Annotated in this window: 15 protein-coding genes; 12 read left to right on the top strand and 3 right to left on the bottom strand. The window is 67.9% G+C overall.

Annotation, left to right across the window (positions count from 1 at the left end):
- The first annotated feature begins 223 nt into the window (after positions 1 to 223).
- Together P6144_RS13985 and P6144_RS13980 are read left to right on the top strand one after the other, a co-directional pair.
- Positions 224 to 1,681 carry a hypothetical protein gene (locus P6144_RS13985; RefSeq protein WP_277768369.1) on the top strand — a complete coding sequence of 486 codons (1,458 nt, stop codon included), beginning with the start codon at positions 224 to 226 and terminating at the stop codon, positions 1,679 to 1,681.
- Between the two features lie 291 nt (positions 1,682 to 1,972).
- Positions 1,973 to 3,472 carry a DEAD/DEAH box helicase gene (locus P6144_RS13980; protein WP_277768368.1) on the top strand — a complete coding sequence of 500 codons (1,500 nt, stop codon included), beginning with the start codon at positions 1,973 to 1,975 and terminating at the stop codon, positions 3,470 to 3,472.
- A gap of 36 nt (positions 3,473 to 3,508) precedes the next feature.
- Here P6144_RS13980 and P6144_RS13975 read toward each other — a convergent pair whose 3' ends face one another.
- Positions 3,509 to 4,165, bottom strand: coding sequence for a hypothetical protein (locus P6144_RS13975; RefSeq protein ID WP_277768367.1), 657 nt, complete (start codon positions 4,163 to 4,165; stop codon positions 3,509 to 3,511).
- A gap of 69 nt (positions 4,166 to 4,234) precedes the next feature.
- Complete coding sequence (locus P6144_RS13970; protein WP_277768366.1) at positions 4,235 to 5,146, bottom strand: hypothetical protein; 912 nt, start codon at positions 5,144 to 5,146, stop codon at positions 4,235 to 4,237.
- Positions 5,147 to 5,377: 231 nt separating this feature from the next.
- Between P6144_RS13970 and P6144_RS13965 the strand changes: the two genes are divergently transcribed.
- The 7 genes from P6144_RS13965 (at position 5,378) to P6144_RS13935 (ending at position 11,539) form a co-directional block, all read left to right on the top strand.
- The gene (locus tag P6144_RS13965) at positions 5,378 to 5,932 is read left to right on the top strand and encodes a F0F1 ATP synthase subunit delta (protein ID WP_277768365.1); all 555 of its coding nucleotides are present in this window, start codon (positions 5,378 to 5,380) and stop codon (positions 5,930 to 5,932) included.
- An 11-nt stretch (positions 5,933 to 5,943) separates the two neighbouring features.
- Positions 5,944 to 7,473, top strand: coding sequence for a F0F1 ATP synthase subunit alpha (atpA, locus tag P6144_RS13960; RefSeq protein WP_277768364.1), 1,530 nt, complete (start codon positions 5,944 to 5,946; stop codon positions 7,471 to 7,473).
- Between the two features lie 11 nt (positions 7,474 to 7,484).
- Entirely contained in the window at positions 7,485 to 8,102 is a 618-nt protein-coding gene (locus P6144_RS13955; RefSeq protein WP_277768363.1) for a LysE family translocator, read from the top strand.
- Entirely contained in the window at positions 8,103 to 8,993 is an 891-nt protein-coding gene (locus tag P6144_RS13950) for a F0F1 ATP synthase subunit gamma (RefSeq protein WP_277768362.1), read from the top strand.
- Positions 8,993 to 9,628 (top strand): hypothetical protein, encoded by a 636-nt coding sequence (locus tag P6144_RS13945; RefSeq protein ID WP_277768361.1) that lies wholly within the window; start codon positions 8,993 to 8,995, stop codon positions 9,626 to 9,628. The genes P6144_RS13950 and P6144_RS13945 overlap by 1 nt, the downstream gene beginning before the upstream one ends.
- Position 9,629: 1 nt before the next feature.
- Positions 9,630 to 11,156 carry a F0F1 ATP synthase subunit beta gene (gene atpD / locus P6144_RS13940; protein WP_277768360.1) on the top strand — a complete coding sequence of 509 codons (1,527 nt, stop codon included), beginning with the start codon at positions 9,630 to 9,632 and terminating at the stop codon, positions 11,154 to 11,156.
- A 125-nt stretch (positions 11,157 to 11,281) separates the two neighbouring features.
- The gene (locus P6144_RS13935; protein ID WP_086130635.1) at positions 11,282 to 11,539 is read left to right on the top strand and encodes an ATP synthase F1 subunit epsilon; all 258 of its coding nucleotides are present in this window, start codon (positions 11,282 to 11,284) and stop codon (positions 11,537 to 11,539) included.
- A 124-nt stretch (positions 11,540 to 11,663) separates the two neighbouring features.
- Here the strand turns inward: P6144_RS13935 and P6144_RS13930 are convergent, their stop codons facing one another.
- Entirely contained in the window at positions 11,664 to 12,116 is a 453-nt protein-coding gene (locus P6144_RS13930; RefSeq protein WP_277768359.1) for a DUF6265 family protein, read from the bottom strand.
- 85 nt (positions 12,117 to 12,201) lie between these two features.
- Between P6144_RS13930 and P6144_RS13925 the strand changes: the two genes are divergently transcribed.
- From P6144_RS13925 to P6144_RS13915, 3 genes are all read left to right on the top strand, one after another.
- Positions 12,202 to 12,909: a helix-turn-helix domain-containing protein gene (locus P6144_RS13925; protein ID WP_277768358.1), complete on the top strand. Its 708-nt coding sequence runs from the start codon at positions 12,202 to 12,204 to the stop codon at positions 12,907 to 12,909.
- 63 nt (positions 12,910 to 12,972) lie between these two features.
- Entirely contained in the window at positions 12,973 to 14,439 is a 1,467-nt protein-coding gene (locus tag P6144_RS13920) for a hypothetical protein (RefSeq protein WP_277768357.1), read from the top strand.
- 52 nt (positions 14,440 to 14,491) lie between these two features.
- Positions 14,492 to 16,057, top strand: coding sequence for a CpaF family protein (locus P6144_RS13915; protein WP_277768356.1), 1,566 nt, complete (start codon positions 14,492 to 14,494; stop codon positions 16,055 to 16,057).
- Positions 16,058 to 16,080: the final 23 nt, after the last annotated feature.

Genomic DNA, 16,080 nt, shown 5'->3' with positions numbered 1-16,080 from the left:
CCCGAGCCTAATCGGGCATGCGTTAACGAGTGCTTTGCGAACGAGTCTGCCGGCATTAATTTCATGTTCGCAACGGGCGGCAGGCGCCCGCCGGTCCGCGCGCCTGCGCCGGGCATGGAAATGGCGCAAGTGTATTGCTGTATTAATACAGTATAACTCTTGGCTCTACCCCATGCAAAAACGGCTATTGGCACAAAATGTGTCATCGCTCTAGCCAGGTCGCATGACCCAGAAGCATTTCCTGCGCCACGCACCCCTGATCCTGCCGATGCTGCTCGCCGCGTGCAGCGGCGGCAGTGGTTCAACAGGCCCCGCCCCGGCGCCGACCCCCACGGCGACGCCCACCCCGGTGCCGACGCCAACCCCCACGCCGACGCCCCCGCCTGTCGGAGGCCCGCTGGCCGAGCGTATCGCCGCGGCGCGCGCAGAGATGCTGGCCGACACCTGCTTCAAGACGGGCACCGCCGGCTGCAGCTTCACCGATCAGCCCTATCGCCCCGAGGATTTTGCGATGAACCCGGACAGTGGCGAGGCGATCCTGGTGATCGACGACCTGCCGCGCCTGCCCGATGCCGCGATCCGCTTCCGCAAGCGGATCAAGGGCCATTACCGGCTGGGCGCGGGCGGCACCGCCGCGCCGCTGGCCACCACCTGGCACGTGCCCACATCGCTGTGGAATGCGCTCGATCGCTTCGCCTTCGCCGAATATGACCCGACCGACCAGATCCGGACGGTCGCCGAAGCCGCGTATCGCGCCTATCCGACGCTGCTGCTCGACAATGTCGGGCATGGCGCCACCGTCTTCCGCCTGATCGCCGACACCAACCCGGCCCAGCCGCTGGTGCTGCTCGACAAGATCGACCTGGAGGACATCGCCCATGCCGATTATTGCGACGCCTCGGGCAGCGCCGCGGCCAAGACCCGGCTGACCACGGCGGCGCAGACCGCCGCGACCAATCTCGTCGCGCTGATGCGCGCCAACAATGTCCGCTTCGTCAACTACAGCGCCGGGCACAGCTATGACGTGATCCGCAGCGGCTGGGCCGCCGCCTGCGGCACCGCGATCCCCGCCGAGGCAGTGCTGCGCGACAAGCTCGCCGCCTATGCGCCGATCTACACCGCGCTGTTCGCCACGCCGGGCGTGATGACCGCGCATGCCGCGATCGAGAATGACGGGCTGGTCAACGCCCCCTATGACCAGAAGCTGCCGCAATATCCCAACCGGATGCGCGCGGGCTATTTCGCGGTGTTCGATTCCAACCTCGACGCCAGCGGCCGCGGCGGGATCGGCGGCTTCCCGATCTATCCGGCGCGCGCCGATGCGGACATCTTCCTCAACACCGGCGTGCTGCCCGAGCGCCCCTATGACTGGAACACCACGCCGCTGCTGATGCTCGACGGCTTCGGCCTCTCGCTCGAGCCGATCACCGCGCCGACCACCTCCTGGGTGACGCCGCTGCTGCTCGCCCGGCTGATCGACATCCGTTACGAAAGCTTCGCGGCGCGGGCGATGGACGATGCGCTGATCGCCGAGATCTTCGACAAGGCCGTGCCGGCGCTGTGCCCCACCCAGATGGACGGCCGCTGCGCCTATCAGGACCCCGCGCTCCACGGCCAGCTCGAAGCCGTGCGACTGGGCTTCCGCCCGCGCGAATATGCCGGCCTCGCGAACGGGGGCTGACGCCCCCGGAACCCCGGAGCGGCGCGCTTTCCCCCTCCGCGCCGCTTCGGGGTTGATCGCATATGGACAGGGCAGGAATCCCCGCTTCCTTGACGGAAAAGCATTTCATCGCCATATGGCCGCCATCCGAGGCGTAATGGCAGCGTGATCGGGCATGCGGATTTGATCCAAGGGCCCAGGCTCCGCCTCGATTGATTTACCGGCTTCCCTAGTCACGCGGGTCGTCATTTTTGACCCCGCCTTGCGCCTGGATTGCATCCGGTGCGCCCGGCCGTATGCACAGGATATATAATGCAGTTCAACGAACTCGGTCTCTCGGAGACCGTTCTCGCCGCGCTTGCCGCCAAGGGCTATAGCGAGGCGACGCCGATCCAGGCCAAGTCGATCCCGTCGCTGCTCGAAGGGCGTGACCTGCTCGGCATCGCCCAGACCGGCACCGGCAAGACCGCCGCATTCATGCTTCCCTCGATCGACCGGCTGGTCGCGTCGGGCAAGCGCGCGCAGCCGCGCGGCTGCCGCATGCTGGTGCTCGCCCCCACCCGCGAACTCGCCAGCCAGATCGCCGACCAGGCACGCCACTATTCGAAGGGTACGCGCCTGAGCGTCGCCACCATCTTCGGCGGCACGTCGATCCACAAGAACAAGAACGACCTCGCCAAGGGCGTCGACATCCTCGTCGCCACGCCGGGCCGCCTCGTCGACCTGATGGACCAGTGCTACGCGATCCTGATGGGCCTCGAGATCTTCGTGCTCGACGAAGCCGACCAGATGATGGACCTGGGCTTCATCCACGCGCTCAAGCGCATCGTCCGCGAGCTGCCCGCCAAGCGCCAGTCGCTGTTCTTCTCGGCAACCATGCCGAAGACGATCCGCGAGCTCGCCGGCCAGTTCATCAAGGAGCCGGTCGAAGTGAAGGTCACCCCCGAGGCGACCACGGCCGAGCGCGTCGAGCAGCGCGTCACCTTCGTCCAGCAGCAGGAGAAGCAGGCGCTTCTCACCATGATGCTCAAGGAGATCGAGATCGATCGCGCGCTGGTATTCACCCGCACCAAGCACGGCGCCGACCGCGTCGTCCGTCTGCTCGCGGGCAACGGCATCGCCGCCAACGCGATCCATGGCAACAAGAGCCAGCCGCAGCGCGAGCGCGCGCTGGGCGAGTTCCGCGCCGGCAAGGTCAAGATCCTGGTCGCCACCGACATCGCCGCGCGCGGCATCGACGTGTCGGGCGTCAGCCACGTCTTCAACTTCGAGCTGCCCAATGTGGCGGACCAGTATGTCCACCGCATCGGCCGCACCGCGCGGGCCGGCAATGACGGCGTCGCGATCAGCTTCTGCGCCGATGACGAGCGGCCCTATCTGCGCGACATCGAGCGGCTGATCCGCCAGAAGCTCACCGTGGTGCCGCTGCCCGAGGGCTTCGTCGCCGCGGCCGAAAAGATCAAGTCGAGCCGCGTCAACGTCGCGCCGAGCCGCGACGAGCAGAACGGCCGCAACGGCCGCGCGATGCAGCGCGACGGCCGCCGTCCGGGCCAGCCGCAGCGCGGCCGCCCCGGCGGTCAGCGCGACGGCAAGGGCGATGGGCGTGCACGGGGCGACCAGCAGCCGCGCCGCGACGGCCAGGCGCCGCGTCCGGAGGCCGCTTCGGGCGAGCCGCGTCCGCGCCGCTTCGACGCGCCGCAGGGCGAGCAGCCCCGCAACTATGCGCGCCCCAAGCGCAAGTGGCAGCCCCGCCCGACCAATGGCGGCCAGCGCCAGGGCGGTCAGGGCCAGGGTGGCGGCCGCGGCCGCTGAGGAAATTGGCTGAGCCGCTCCGCCGGGGCGGCCCAATCAATGTGCGGGGGCGCCCTGCATCGACAGCGCCATCGCCTTTAGCTCGGGCAGATATTTGGTGACGTTCGCCGCTTCGCCGGCGCTGTAGCGATAGAGGTTGACCGCCCGTCCGCCCACTGCGGTCATGCACCCGCTGACTGCCCGCGTATAGACGCCGCCCTGCGACTCTAAGCGCATCACACCGCCCAGATAGACGCAGCTGTCGTCATGGCCGAGCCAGCGTATCTCGCCGCCGATCTTGCCCTTCACCCCGAAAAGCGTGTCGAGGTTGCGCTCGATCTCGGGATTGATCCTGGCCGGGTCCACCGCTGCCTTGACCGCCGGATCGTCCAGCGACTCGACGACGCCCGCGATGAAGTCCGCCCGCGAGATGCTGAGCATGAGCAGCGTCTTGGTGGTCTTCAGGATGTAATAGTCGAGGAATTCGCTTTCGTCGCCGCACCGGTACAGCGTCAGGTTGGTGACGTTGCTATCGTCGCTCGCGGCGGTCAGCTGCGCGACGATCGCGGCCTGGCCCTGCGGCCGGCAGAATCCCTTGGGCGTCGGCAAGCTGATCTCGACGCCGGTCACCTCGAAGCGCTCGGTCTGCTGCGCCTGGGCGAAAGCCGGGCTCGCCACCGCAAGCGCCAGCATTGCCAAAATCGTGCGGATCATCTTCCCCCTCTCGCGGCATGACGCCGGCCGGCGGATCATAAGCCGGCCGGTGCCATGGGCAAGCGCGCGCTAGCGCCGCCGCGCGCGGATCGCGGCGTCTTCCTTGCCGGCGATCAGCCGCACCGCCCGGTCGGCGCCTTCACGTCCTTCGCTCGCGCCCGCGCGCGAGGCGGCGTGGTAATATTGCAGCGCGCGCGCATAGTCGCCCGCCTGCTCGGCGCAGAGGCCCAGGTCGAAGGCAAGCGAGGGGTGATGCGGCAGCTCGTTGCCCAGCGCCGCCCAGCCGGCACAGGCGCCGCGCACGTCGCGCTTGGTGAGCTTCACCAGCTCCTTGAAGCGCTTCGACTGCTCCTTGCTCATCCCCTTGTCGCTCTCGCGCACGCGGATCGAATAGGTGGAGATGGTCGGCGCGATGTCGTTTCGCACCGAATAGCCCAGGCTGCGCACCGCGTCGGCGATCACTTCCTCGACCGGGCCTGGGGCGCTCTGCCCCTCGCACCAGCTGGTGTCCTGGGTGAAGGGCTTGCTCGCCGAATAGACGATGCGGCCGTCGCGGTTGCGCACCAGCCGCAGGTCCGCCTTCACGCTGATCGTGCGGCGGCGGCAGCGCAGCTCGACATAGCCTTCGCGCACGCACTTGTTCTGGTTGGCGCTGTCCTTCTCCAGGCAGCGCTTCTCATTCTTCTTGAACGGTCGCTCGTCCACCCCGGTGGTGACCCCGCCGCTCAGCGAGCCCTCCGCATTGGAGCGGCCGGTGCGCCCGCCCATCAGATCGAAATGCGTGCTCGACAGGCCCTGCTCGATCGCACGCTCGAGCGCGGCACCGTCCTGCCCGTCGATCCGGTCGATCGAAATCGAGCGCAACAGGCTCGCCTCACGGTTCGGCGCGGCGAACTCGCCGGTGATTTCCAGAATTTCGGCATGGGCAATCCCCGCCGCCAGCGCGGCAACACCGATCGCCCCCAGGATTCGCTTCTTCATCTTCGCATTCCCCCCAATCGAATGACGAACGCTTGTTTACCATGTGAAACGATTCGGTACACGCCCCGGAAACAGCCGCCGGTTAGCGATCCCGTCAGAGGGCGGAATCGGACTCGGGTTGCATCCCCGTGACACCGATGCTAGTCGCGCGCCAACCCATAGGGGGCCGCGCAGTTCGGCCCCCAATTCGTATGGGGCCGAAACCCGAACCTCCGAGAGGAACCGAAACGCGTGGAGAATTCCGCCGGTATCCAGGCAAGCCTAAGCGGACGCTACGCTACCGCCCTGTTCGAGCTCGCGCGTGATTCGAAGGCGCTGGCCAAGGTCGAGGACAGCCTCGCCACCGTCGCCAAGGCGCTCAACGAATCGGCCGACTTCAAGGCGCTGACGACCAGTCCGCTCGTGGCGCGCGCCGCCGCCGCCAACGCCGTCGCTTCGGTGGCCAAGAGCCTGAAGCTCGACGGCACCACCGCGAACTTCCTGGGCGTGCTCGCGCAGAATCGCCGCCTTGGCGAGCTGCCCGCGATCATCCGGGCCTTCCGCCAGCTCGCCGCCGCGCACCGCGGCGAGACGACGGCCGAAGTCACCTCGGCCCATCCGCTTTCCACCGCTCAGGTCGATGCGCTCAAGCAGCAGCTGCGCACCCGCATCGGCCGTGACGTGGCCATCGACCTCTCGGTCGATCCCTCGCTCCTTGGCGGGCTGGTCGTGAAGATCGGCAGCCAGATGATCGATTCGTCGATCAAGACCCGACTGAACTCCCTCGCGCACGCGATGAAAGGCTGAAGGCTAAGACAATGGATATCCGCGCCGCAGAAATCTCGAAGGTCATCAAGGACCAGATCGCCAATTTCGGCTCCGAGGCCCAGGTCTCCGAGACCGGCCAGGTGCTCAGCGTCGGTGACGGCATCGCGCGCATCCACGGCCTCGACAATGTCCAGGCCGGCGAGATGGTCGAGTTCGCCAATGGCATCCAGGGCATGGCCCTCAACCTCGAGGCCGACAATGTCGGCGTCGTGATCTTCGGGTCGGACTCGGAGATCAAGGAAGGCGACGTCGTCAAGCGCACCGGCACCATCGTGGACGTGCCGGTCGGCAAGGGCCTGCTCGGCCGCGTCGTGGACGGCCTCGGCAACCCGATCGACGGCAAGGGCCCGATCGTCGCCGAGAAGCGCAGCCGCGTCGAAGTGAAGGCACCGGGCATCATCCCGCGCCAGTCGGTTTCGGAGCCGATGCAGTCGGGCCTCAAGGCGATCGACGCGCTCGTTCCCGTCGGCCGCGGCCAGCGCGAGCTGATCATCGGCGACCGCCAGACCGGCAAGTCGGCCGTCGCGATCGACACCTTCATCAACCAGAAGACGGTCAACGCCGGCTCGGACGAGAGCAAGAAGCTCTACTGCGTCTATGTCGCCGTCGGCCAGAAGCGCTCGACCGTGGCGCAGCTCGTCCGTACGCTCGAAGAGAATGGCGCGATGGAATATTCGATCGTGGTCGCCGCGACCGCATCGGATCCCGCCCCGCTCCAGTTCCTCGCGCCCTACACCGGCACCGCGATGGGCGAGTATTTCCGTGACAACGCGATGCACGCGCTGATCGTGTTCGACGATCTGTCGAAGCAGGCCGTCGCCTATCGCCAGATGTCGCTGCTGCTGCGCCGCCCGCCGGGCCGCGAAGCCTATCCGGGCGACGTGTTCTACCTGCACAGCCGCCTGCTCGAGCGCGCGGCCAAGATGTCGGACGCGAACGGCGGCGGCTCGCTGACCGCGCTGCCGATCATCGAGACGCAGGCGGGCGACGTGTCGGCCTATATCCCGACCAACGTGATCTCGATCACCGACGGCCAGATCTTCCTCGAGACCGACCTGTTCAACGCCGGCATCCGCCCGGCGATCAACGTCGGCCTGTCGGTGAGCCGCGTCGGCTCGGCCGCGCAGACCAAGGCGATGAAGAAGGTCTCGGGCTCGATCAAGCTCGACCTCGCCCAGTATCGCGAAATGGCTGCCTTCGCGCAGTTCGGCTCGGACCTGGACGCCTCGACGCAGAAGCTGCTCAACCGTGGCGCGCGCCTGACCGAGCTGCTCAAGCAGCCGCAGTTCAACCCGCTGCCGTTCGAGGAGCAGACCGCCTCGATCTTCGCCGGCACCCAGGGCTTCCTCGATGCCGTCGCGGTGCAGGACGTGGTCCGCTACGAAGCGGCGATGCTCGCCGATCTGCGCGCGAACCATGCCGATGTGCTGAAGGCGATCCGCGATTCGAAGGACCTTTCGGACGATTCGAAGGCGAAGCTCAAGGCCGCGCTCGAAGCGTTCGCCAAGACGTTCGCCTGATCGCAGCGCCGATGGCCGACCACTCCCTCCTCGCATGGACGCTGCTCAGCGTCGGCCTCGTGCTGACGCCCGGGCCGGACACCATGCTCGTCGCGGGTCACGCGGCGCGGGGAGGCGTGCGGGCCGGCCTTTCGGCGGTTTCGGGCGTGGTGCTCGGTGGGCTGTGGTACATGGCGCTGTGCGGCTTCGGCTTCCTCGCCGTGCTCACCGTCTTCCCGGCGCTGTTCACGGTGGTGAAGACCGCCGGTGCGATCTATCTCGCCTGGCTCGGCTACAAGCTGATCCGCGGCGCGGTTCGCCCGGCACCTGTCACCGCTGAGGCGCCGGCGCTCGGCAAGCCCTTCTGGCAGGGGCTGCTCACCACCGCGCTCAATCCCAAGGTCGCGCTGTTCTTCCTCGCCATCCTGCCGCAGTTCGTCGGCACCGGCCCCGATGCCCCGCTCAAGGGCGCGCTGCTGATCGCAGTGCCCTATGTGCTGGGCGGCTTCTGGCTCACCGGCATTGCTCTCGTCGCCGCCCGTGCGGGCCGCGCGGCGAAGCAGAGCAATGCGATGCGCTGGATCGAGGGCGTGCTGGGCGTCGCATTCGTTGGTCTCGCGGGCCGTCTGGCCCTTGCTCGGAATACCTAAATGGCAAGCCTCAAGGCACTCAAGATCCGGATCAACTCGGTCAAGTCGACCCAGAAGATCACCAAGGCGATGAAGATGGTCGCCGCCGCGAAGCTGCGCCGCGCGCAGGAAGCGGCCGAGGCCGGGCGCCCCTATGCGCAGCGCCTCGAGAGCGTCGTCGCCAGCCTCGCCTCGAAGGTGACGGTGAGCGAGAACTCGCCCAAGCTGCTCGCCGGCACCGGCAAGGACGACGTGCATCTGCTCGTCGTCGCCACGTCGGACAAGGGCCTGGCCGGCGCGTTCAATACCAACATCGCCCGCCTTGCCCGCCGCCATGCCGAAGCGCTGATCGCGCAGGGCAAGACGGTGAAGATCTACACGATCGGCCGCAAGGGCCGCGCGCCACTCAACCGCCTGTTCCCGAAGAGCATCGTCCACTCGATCGAGCCGGGTGATCTCGGCAAGCTGAGCTTCGCCGATGCCCGCGCCTTCGCCGACGACATCATCGGTCGCTACGAGGCCGGCGAGTTCGACGTCGCGACGCTCTTCTATTCGAACTTCAAGTCGGTGCTCACCCAGGAGCCGACCGCGCAGCAGATCGTGCCGATCTCGCCCGCCTCGGTCCCGGCGGACACCCAGCCGAGCCAGGCCGCGCCTGCCGCCGTCACCTATGAGCCCGACGAGGAATCGATCCTCGCCGACCTGCTGCCGCGCAACGTCGCGATCCAGCTCTTCCGCGCGATGCGCGAGAATGCCGCGTCGGAGCAGGGCTCGAAGATGACCGCGATGGACAATGCCACGCGCAACGCCGGCGACCTGATCAAGCGGCTGAACACCCAGTATAACCGCCAGCGCCAGGCAGCGATCACCACTGAGCTCGTCGAGATCATCTCGGGCGCCGAGGCGCTCTGATGAAGGCTGCGTACCCCCTCCTGCTGATCGTGGCCGCGGCCCCGCTCGCGGGCTGCGGGGCTGCGCAGGATCCCTCGCACAACGAGCAGCAGGCTGCCGCCGCCGCGCAGCGCGCGCCCGATGCCGACAAGGTGATGGCGGAGCGCTGGGCGCAGATGTTCGCCAATCCCAAGGCAGTCGTCGCGGCGGCGAACGAGCTTGGCTACAAGGTCGAGGTCACCACGAACAAGGGCTTCGACGCCAAGGGTGGCATGACGCTGCCCGAGAAGCCCAAGGCCGTGACAGTGAACGCTGGCTTCGACGCCCAGGGCGCCACTGCCGATGCGCTCGACAGCATCACCTTCAGCTTCGATGCGCAGCGCGAAGGCACGCCCGACCGCAAGGATGCGGAAGCCTATCGCTTCCCGTCGCAGCTGGTCCGCGGCTTCCTTGGCCGCTTCGAGCTGGGACCGGGCGACACGCTCAACACCGCGATCAACCAGCGCAAGGCCGTGTCGGTCGCCCTGCCGGGCGCGAACGCCGAGATCCTTACCAAGCCGATTGCCGTCGGCGCCGACAACAACGACCGTCCAATTATCGTGACTTTCACCCGCACCGGGGCTAGCGCCCCCGCCAATCAGACCCAAGGAAAGTAAGATGGCCACCGCAGCCCCGACCGCAGAGAAGCCCGCGCGCAAGCCGCGCGCCGCGAAGCCCAAGGCCGACGCTCCGGCGACCGCGCCGACGACGACCAACAATGTCGGTCGCATCAGCCAGGTCATCGGCGCCGTCGTCGACGTCGCGTTCGACGGCGCGCTGCCGGCGATCCTCTCGGCGCTCGAAACCGACAACAACGGCAACCGCCTGGTCCTCGAAGTCGCGCAGCACCTGGGCGAGAACACCGTCCGCACGATCGCGATGGACTCGACCGAGGGCCTGACCCGCGGCCAGACCGTGACCGACACCGGCGCACAGATCTCGGTGCCGGTTGGCCCGGCGACGCTCGGCCGCATCCTCAACGTGATCGGCGAGCCGATCGACGAGCGCGGCGCGGTCGCCACCGACCTCCGCGCGCCGATCCACGCCGAGGCCCCCCTCTTCGTCGACCAGTCGACCGAGAGCGCGATCCTCGTCACCGGCATCAAGGTCATCGACCTGCTCGCGCCCTACGCCAAGGGCGGCAAGATCGGCCTGTTCGGCGGCGCCGGCGTGGGCAAGACCGTGCTCATCCAGGAGCTGATCAACAACATCGCCAAGGGCCATGGCGGCACCTCGGTGTTCGCCGGCGTCGGCGAGCGTACCCGTGAGGGCAACGACCTCTATCACGAGTTCCTCGACGCAGGCGTCATCGCCAAGGACGCCGACGGCAACGCCATCAGCGAAGGCTCGAAGGTGGCGCTGGTCTATGGCCAGATGAACGAGCCGCCGGGCGCCCGTGCCCGCGTCGCGCTCTCGGGCCTGACGATCGCCGAATATTTCCGCGACGTCGAAGGCCAGGACGTGCTCTTCTTCGTCGACAACATCTTCCGCTTCACCCAGGCGGGCGCCGAAGTGTCGGCACTGCTCGGCCGTATTCCTTCGGCCGTGGGCTACCAGCCGACCCTGTCGACCGACATGGGCGCGCTGCAGGAGCGCATCACCTCGACCAACAAGGGCTCGATCACTTCGGTGCAGGCCGTGTACGTCCCCGCGGACGATCTTACCGACCCGGCGCCGGCAACCTCGTTCGCCCACCTCGACGCGACGACCGTGCTCAACCGCGCGATCTCGGAGCTCGGCATCTATCCGGCAGTGGACCCGCTGGACTCGACCAGCCGCGTTCTCGAACCGCGCGTAGTCGGCCAGGAGCATTACGAGACTGCCCGTGCGGTCCAGTCGATCCTGCAGAAGTACAAGTCGCTGCAGGACATCATCGCCATTCTCGGCATGGACGAGCTCTCGGAAGAGGACAAGCTGACCGTCTCGCGCGCCCGCAAGATCCAGCGCTTCCTCTCGCAGCCCTTCCACGTCGCCGAAGTGTTCACCGGCATCCCGGGCGCGTTCGTGCAGATCGAGGACACCATCAAGTCGTTCAAGGCGGTGGTGAACGGCGAGTACGACCACCTTCCGGAAGCAGCCTTCTACATGGTCGGCGGCATCGACGACGCCATCGCCAAGGGCAAGAAGCTGGCCGAAGAGGCGTAAGCTGAAATTCCCCTCCCGCTTGCGGGAGGGGTTAGGGGAGGGCCTGTAAGGGCCGGCCCTCCCGTTATAAATTGACAGGCCCTCCCCCGGCCCCTTCCGCAAGCGGGAGGGGAGAGGATAATGAAATGTCCCTGCACTTCGAACTCGTGACCCCCGAAAAGCTCCTCCGCTCGGAGGAAGTGCACATGGTCGTCGTCCCCGGCACCGAGGGCGATTTCGGCGTGCTCGAAGGTCATGCTCCGCTGATGTCGACCATCCGCGACGGCAATCTCGAGATCTACAAGGCGGGTGCGACCACCCCCGAGACGATCCGCATCGAGGGCGGCTTCGCCGAAGTGAACGAGAAGGGCCTGACGGTTCTGGCCGAGAAGGCCGAAGGCTGAATCCAAGACGGCCGGCGGGTTCACCCGGCCGGCTCCGTCTATCCCGGTGAAGGCCGGGATCCCCGGGAAGCTCTCGTCCCGCCTCTCGCGGCCTGAGATCCCGGCTTTCGCCCGCGGGGCGATCCTATTTTTCCCGATGATATTCCCAGCGGATCGCCTTGTTGCCATCCGCCAGCGCGATCTCGGCGATCAGCATGTCGCCGTCGCGCCAGTAGCGGATGCGCTGCGGATAATCATGCGCCGCGTTCTCGAAGCTGACCGCCAGCGCAGCGACATCGTCCGCGCCCGCCCGGAAATCGGCCGGCGCCTGGCCGCGCGGCTCGGCATGGAAGATCCAGCCGGCGCCGTCGCGCCGGATCTCCATCTTCTCCTCCTGGGTCGGCTTGCCCTCGCGCCGGGTCTGGCTGGTGCCACGCATCACGCCGTCGGCCATCGGGGTCCATTCCTCACAGGTCGTGCCCTTGGCCGGCGCATGCGGAAGCGTGCACCATTTGCCGATCAGCCAGGCAAAAGGCGCCTCCTGCGGCTGCGGCGCACCCAAATACAGTCCGGCGAACATCAGTATCGTCGCAATCATGGTTCCTCCTCCCATTGCTCCGCCCGACCCTAGAAGCGGGGGCACGGCGCTGGCTTGAACGCACGCGACATGCGAGGCTCGCCGGATGGACTATGCCGAGCTGCCCCTGCCGCCCGCGCTCGACGGGCTTGTCGCCGCGGTATGGACGCTGGCCGCCGACCAGCCCGGCTGGGTGGAGCATGAGGCGACGCCGGACGGTTGCATCGAGCTGATCCGCCGCAGTGCCGGCCGCTCGGAGTGGCGGCGCGACCAGCCCGAATATTTCGCGACCGGGCTTTCCAACCACCCGATCCGCTTCGGCTTCAGCGGCGACGCGCGCTTCACCGCGATCAAGCTCTGGCCTTGGGCCTGGCACGCGTTGGGCGGCACGCCCTGCCCCCGCTTCGCTGATACCTGGATCGCGGTGGACGGCAAATCGCCGCTCGCCGCCCTGCTGCACGGCGATCCCGTCGCCAATCTCGTCCGCGCGCTGGCCGGCACCACGCCGCCGCCGCTCGCCCGCGCGATCCTCACCTCCGCCGGCGTCGGCGAGATTGCCGCGCGCGCCGGCCTGCCGCACCGGCGCCTGCAACGCATCTTCGCGCGCGAGCTCGGCCTTGCACCGCGCGCCTATCTGCGCCTGCTCCGCTTCCGCGCCGCCATGCAGGACGTCCAGCAGGGGGGCGACAGCCTGGCCGATACTGCCGCCGCGCGCGGCTATGCCGACCAGGCGCATATGGCGCGCGACTTCCGCGCACTCGCCGGCGTGCCGCCCAGCAACGCCCGCGATCGCGCCCGCGGGCCGTTCCTGTGACTGGCTACCCCGCCTTAACCCGGCGCGGCTAGGCTGGTGGCCGGGCAAGGGGGATCGGACGTCATGGCAGTGCTGGAGCGCTCCCGGCTGGCGCAATTCGCCCTGTTCCTGCTCGTCGCCATCGCGCTGCGCTGCCCGGCCTGGGGCGAGTGGAACTATGCCGTCGACGACCAGTATTTCGCGCTGGTCGGGCAAAGGCTGCTCGCCGGCGACCTGCTCTATGTCGACATCTGGGACCGCAAGCCGCCCTTGCTCTACCTCGCCTATGCGGCGATCGCCTGTCTGAACCCCTCCGTCCTGGCCTATCAGCTCGTCGCCACCATGCTGGCCGCGGCAGGCGCCTGGGGCACCGCGCGGATCGCCCGGCTGCTCGCGCCGCTGCCAGCATCGCTGATGGCCGGCATCGCCTATCTCGCCTTCCTCACCCGGTTCGGTGGCGGCAATGGCGAAGCGGCGGTGTTCTACAATCCGCTGATCGTCTTCGCCGCCTGGTCGATCGCCACCAGCATCGAGCGGCTGCGCGCAGGCGAGCTTCCCCCCCGCGTGCTGCTCGGCATGCTGAGCGCGGGCCTCGCCATCGGCTTCAAGCAATCCGCGGCGTTCGAGGCGATCTTCCTCGGCCTCGCCGTGCTGGCGCTGCTCGGGCGGCATGCCCTGGGCTGGCGCGCGCTGGCGCTGGCCGCGATCGGCGCGCTGCCGATGGCGGGCGTCGCGCTCTTCTATGCAGCGATCGGCCATTTCCCGGCGCTTTGGCAGGCGCTGGTCCTGTCCAACTTCGCCCGTGTCTATGATGCCGGTCGTCTCGCACGCGGGCTCGCCATGGCCGGGCTGCTCTGCCTGCCGCTGGCACTCGCCGCCGCCGGATATTGGCGTGCTCGGGTCGAGCGCGCCGCCCCGCTTGGCTTCCTCTTCGGCTGGGCGCTCGCCGCGACCGCCGGGGTGGCGCTGTTTCCCGGGCTCTACCTCCACTACGCGCTGCCGCTCGCCGCGCCGCTGGCGATCCTCGCCGCGCCCTTCTTCGCCCGGCCGCGGATCGGCGCGATAAGCTTCGTCGCGCTGATCGCGCTCAACCTCGCCACTGCGGACATGTTCGCGCTGCAGACCCGCGCCAGGGCGCGGCCCGCCGCCGCCGCGCTGGTCGCGCATGTCCGCGCCGTGACGCCGCACCACCGGCTGCTGGTTTTCGGCATGCCCAGCTATCTCTATGCCGAGATCGGCGCGCCGCCGCCTCGCCCGCTCGCCTTTCCAGCGCATTATTACGAGGGCGCCGAGTCGCGCGCGAGCGGGACCGACGAAGTCGCCGCGCTCGCCCGGGTGCTCGCCGCCGGGCCCGAAACCGTGGTGGTGCAGGAGCCGCTCCCCGCCGCCCCGCTCAACCAGGCGAATGTCGCACAGCTCGCCCGCTATCTCCAGGGATGCAGCAATATCGTGCGGCTGGGCGTTTACGACCATGAGGGCGAGAAGCGTCTGGCCGTCCATAGCGGCTGCCATGCACCCGGGCCTGTCCCGATCGCCGCTCCGGTTAGGTAAATATCAAGCCTTCTTCCTTAAGGCTTCGGGTTCGAGGGGACATTGGATTCTGATGAGCGCTTTCGGACGACGCAGCGGATTGGGTGGGGGCCAGGCAGGCAGGCCGGCATTCGGCGTCGCGCGCCCGATGCAGGGCGGCGGACCGCTGCCCCGCCCCGCAGATCCCGCCCCGCTTGGCGGCGGCGAGCAGTTCCCGCCGATCAATTCCGTGCCGCTGCCCGGCCAGAGCGCCGGCACCGACACCATGGCCGAGCGCGACCCCGGCGGTCCCAGCGCCGCCACGGGTGAAGCGCTCCAGCGCCTCGCCGATCGCCAGGCCGCCTCGGGGGATGCTGGCAATTCGCGGATGGAGGGATTCGAAGCTTCGATCCACCGCATCAAGGAACAGGTGCTTCCGCGCCTTCTGGAGCGTGTCGATCCCGAGGCCGCGGCGACGCTGAGCAAGGACGAGCTCGCCGAGGAATTCCGCCCGATCATCGGCGAAGTGCTCGCCGAGCTGAAGCTGACGCTCAACCGCCGCGAACAGTTCGCGCTCGAGAAGGTGCTGGTCGACGAGCTGCTCGGCCTGGGCCCGCTCGAGGAGCTGCTCAGCGATCCGGCGATCTCGGACATCATGGTCAACGGCCCCGAGCAGACCTTTGTCGAGCGCAAGGGCAAGCTCGAGCTCGCGAACATCCAGTTCCGCGACGAGGAGCATCTGTTCCAGATCGCGCAGCGCATCTGCAACTCGGTCGGCCGCCGCGTCGACCAGACCACGCCGCTGGCCGACGCCCGCCTCAAGGACGGCAGCCGCGTCAACGTGATCGTGCCGCCGCTGAGCTTGCGCGGCACCGCGATCTCGATTCGTAAATTCTCGGCCAAGCCGATCACGCTCGACATGATGGCGAATGGCGGATCGATGTCGCAGAAGATGGCGACCGCGCTCAAGGTCGCCGGCGCCAGCCGCTTCAACATCGTCATCTCGGGCGGCACCGGCTCGGGCAAGACGACGATGCTCAACGCCCTGTCGAAGATGATCGACCCGGGCGAGCGCGTGCTGACGATCGAGGACGCGGCCGAACTCCGCCTGCAGCAGCCGCACTGGCTGCCGCTCGAAACCCGCCCGCCGAACCTGGAGGGCCAGGGCGAGATCACCATCCGCGATCTCGTGAAGAACGCGCTGCGTATGCGCCCGGATCGCATCATCCTGGGCGAAATCCGCGGATCCGAGTGCTTCGACATGCTCTCGGCGATGAACACCGGCCATGACGGCTCGATGTGTACGCTCCACTCCAACTCTCCGCGCGAGGCGCTCGCCCGTATGGAGAACATGGTGATGATGTCGGACATCAAGGTGCCGAAGGAAGCGATCTCGCGCCAGATCGCCGACTCGGTCGATCTGATCATCCAGGTGAAGCGCCTGCGCGACGGTTCGCGCCGCGTGACCAACGTCACCGAAGTGATCGGCATGGAAGGCCCGGTGATCGTCACCCAGGAGCTGTTCAAGTTCGAGTATCTCGACGAGAGCGCCGACGGCAAGATCATCGGCGAATATCGCTCGATGGGCCTGCGCCCCTACACGCTCGACAAGGCCAAGCAGTACGGCTTCGATCAGGCGCTGCTCGAGGCGTGCCTCTGATCGCCTGACCGGCTAGGATCGGC

It is taken from the genome of Sphingomonas sp. HITSZ_GF, from assembly GCF_029543155.1.
Taxonomy (GTDB): Bacteria; Pseudomonadota; Alphaproteobacteria; order Sphingomonadales; family Sphingomonadaceae; genus Sphingomonas.
The sequence above is the reverse complement of the archived record's forward strand: the minus strand, read 5'-3'. Positions and strand labels throughout refer to the sequence as shown.

Bases quoted from the DNA above. Each gene is read 5' to 3' on its own strand.
- P6144_RS13985 (WP_277768369.1), top strand. From the start codon at position 224: ATGACCCAGAAGCATTTCCTGCGCCACGCACCCCTGATCCTGCCGATG.
- P6144_RS13980 (WP_277768368.1), top strand. From the start codon at position 1,973: ATGCAGTTCAACGAACTCGGTCTCTCGGAGACCGTTCTCGCCGCGCTT.
- P6144_RS13975 (WP_277768367.1), bottom strand. From the start codon at position 4,165: ATGATCCGCACGATTTTGGCAATGCTGGCGCTTGCGGTGGCGAGCCCG.
- P6144_RS13970 (WP_277768366.1), bottom strand. From the start codon at position 5,146: ATGAAGAAGCGAATCCTGGGGGCGATCGGTGTTGCCGCGCTGGCGGCG.
- atpA (WP_277768364.1), top strand. From the start codon at position 5,944: ATGGATATCCGCGCCGCAGAAATCTCGAAGGTCATCAAGGACCAGATC.
- P6144_RS13955 (WP_277768363.1), top strand. From the start codon at position 7,485: ATGGCCGACCACTCCCTCCTCGCATGGACGCTGCTCAGCGTCGGCCTC.
- P6144_RS13950 (WP_277768362.1), top strand. From the start codon at position 8,103: ATGGCAAGCCTCAAGGCACTCAAGATCCGGATCAACTCGGTCAAGTCG.
- P6144_RS13945 (WP_277768361.1), top strand. From the start codon at position 8,993: ATGAAGGCTGCGTACCCCCTCCTGCTGATCGTGGCCGCGGCCCCGCTC.
- atpD (WP_277768360.1), top strand. From the start codon at position 9,630: ATGGCCACCGCAGCCCCGACCGCAGAGAAGCCCGCGCGCAAGCCGCGC.
- P6144_RS13935 (WP_086130635.1), top strand. From the start codon at position 11,282: ATGTCCCTGCACTTCGAACTCGTGACCCCCGAAAAGCTCCTCCGCTCG.
- P6144_RS13930 (WP_277768359.1), bottom strand. From the start codon at position 12,116: ATGATTGCGACGATACTGATGTTCGCCGGACTGTATTTGGGTGCGCCG.
- P6144_RS13925 (WP_277768358.1), top strand. From the start codon at position 12,202: ATGGACTATGCCGAGCTGCCCCTGCCGCCCGCGCTCGACGGGCTTGTC.
- P6144_RS13920 (WP_277768357.1), top strand. From the start codon at position 12,973: ATGGCAGTGCTGGAGCGCTCCCGGCTGGCGCAATTCGCCCTGTTCCTG.
- P6144_RS13915 (WP_277768356.1), top strand. From the start codon at position 14,492: ATGAGCGCTTTCGGACGACGCAGCGGATTGGGTGGGGGCCAGGCAGGC.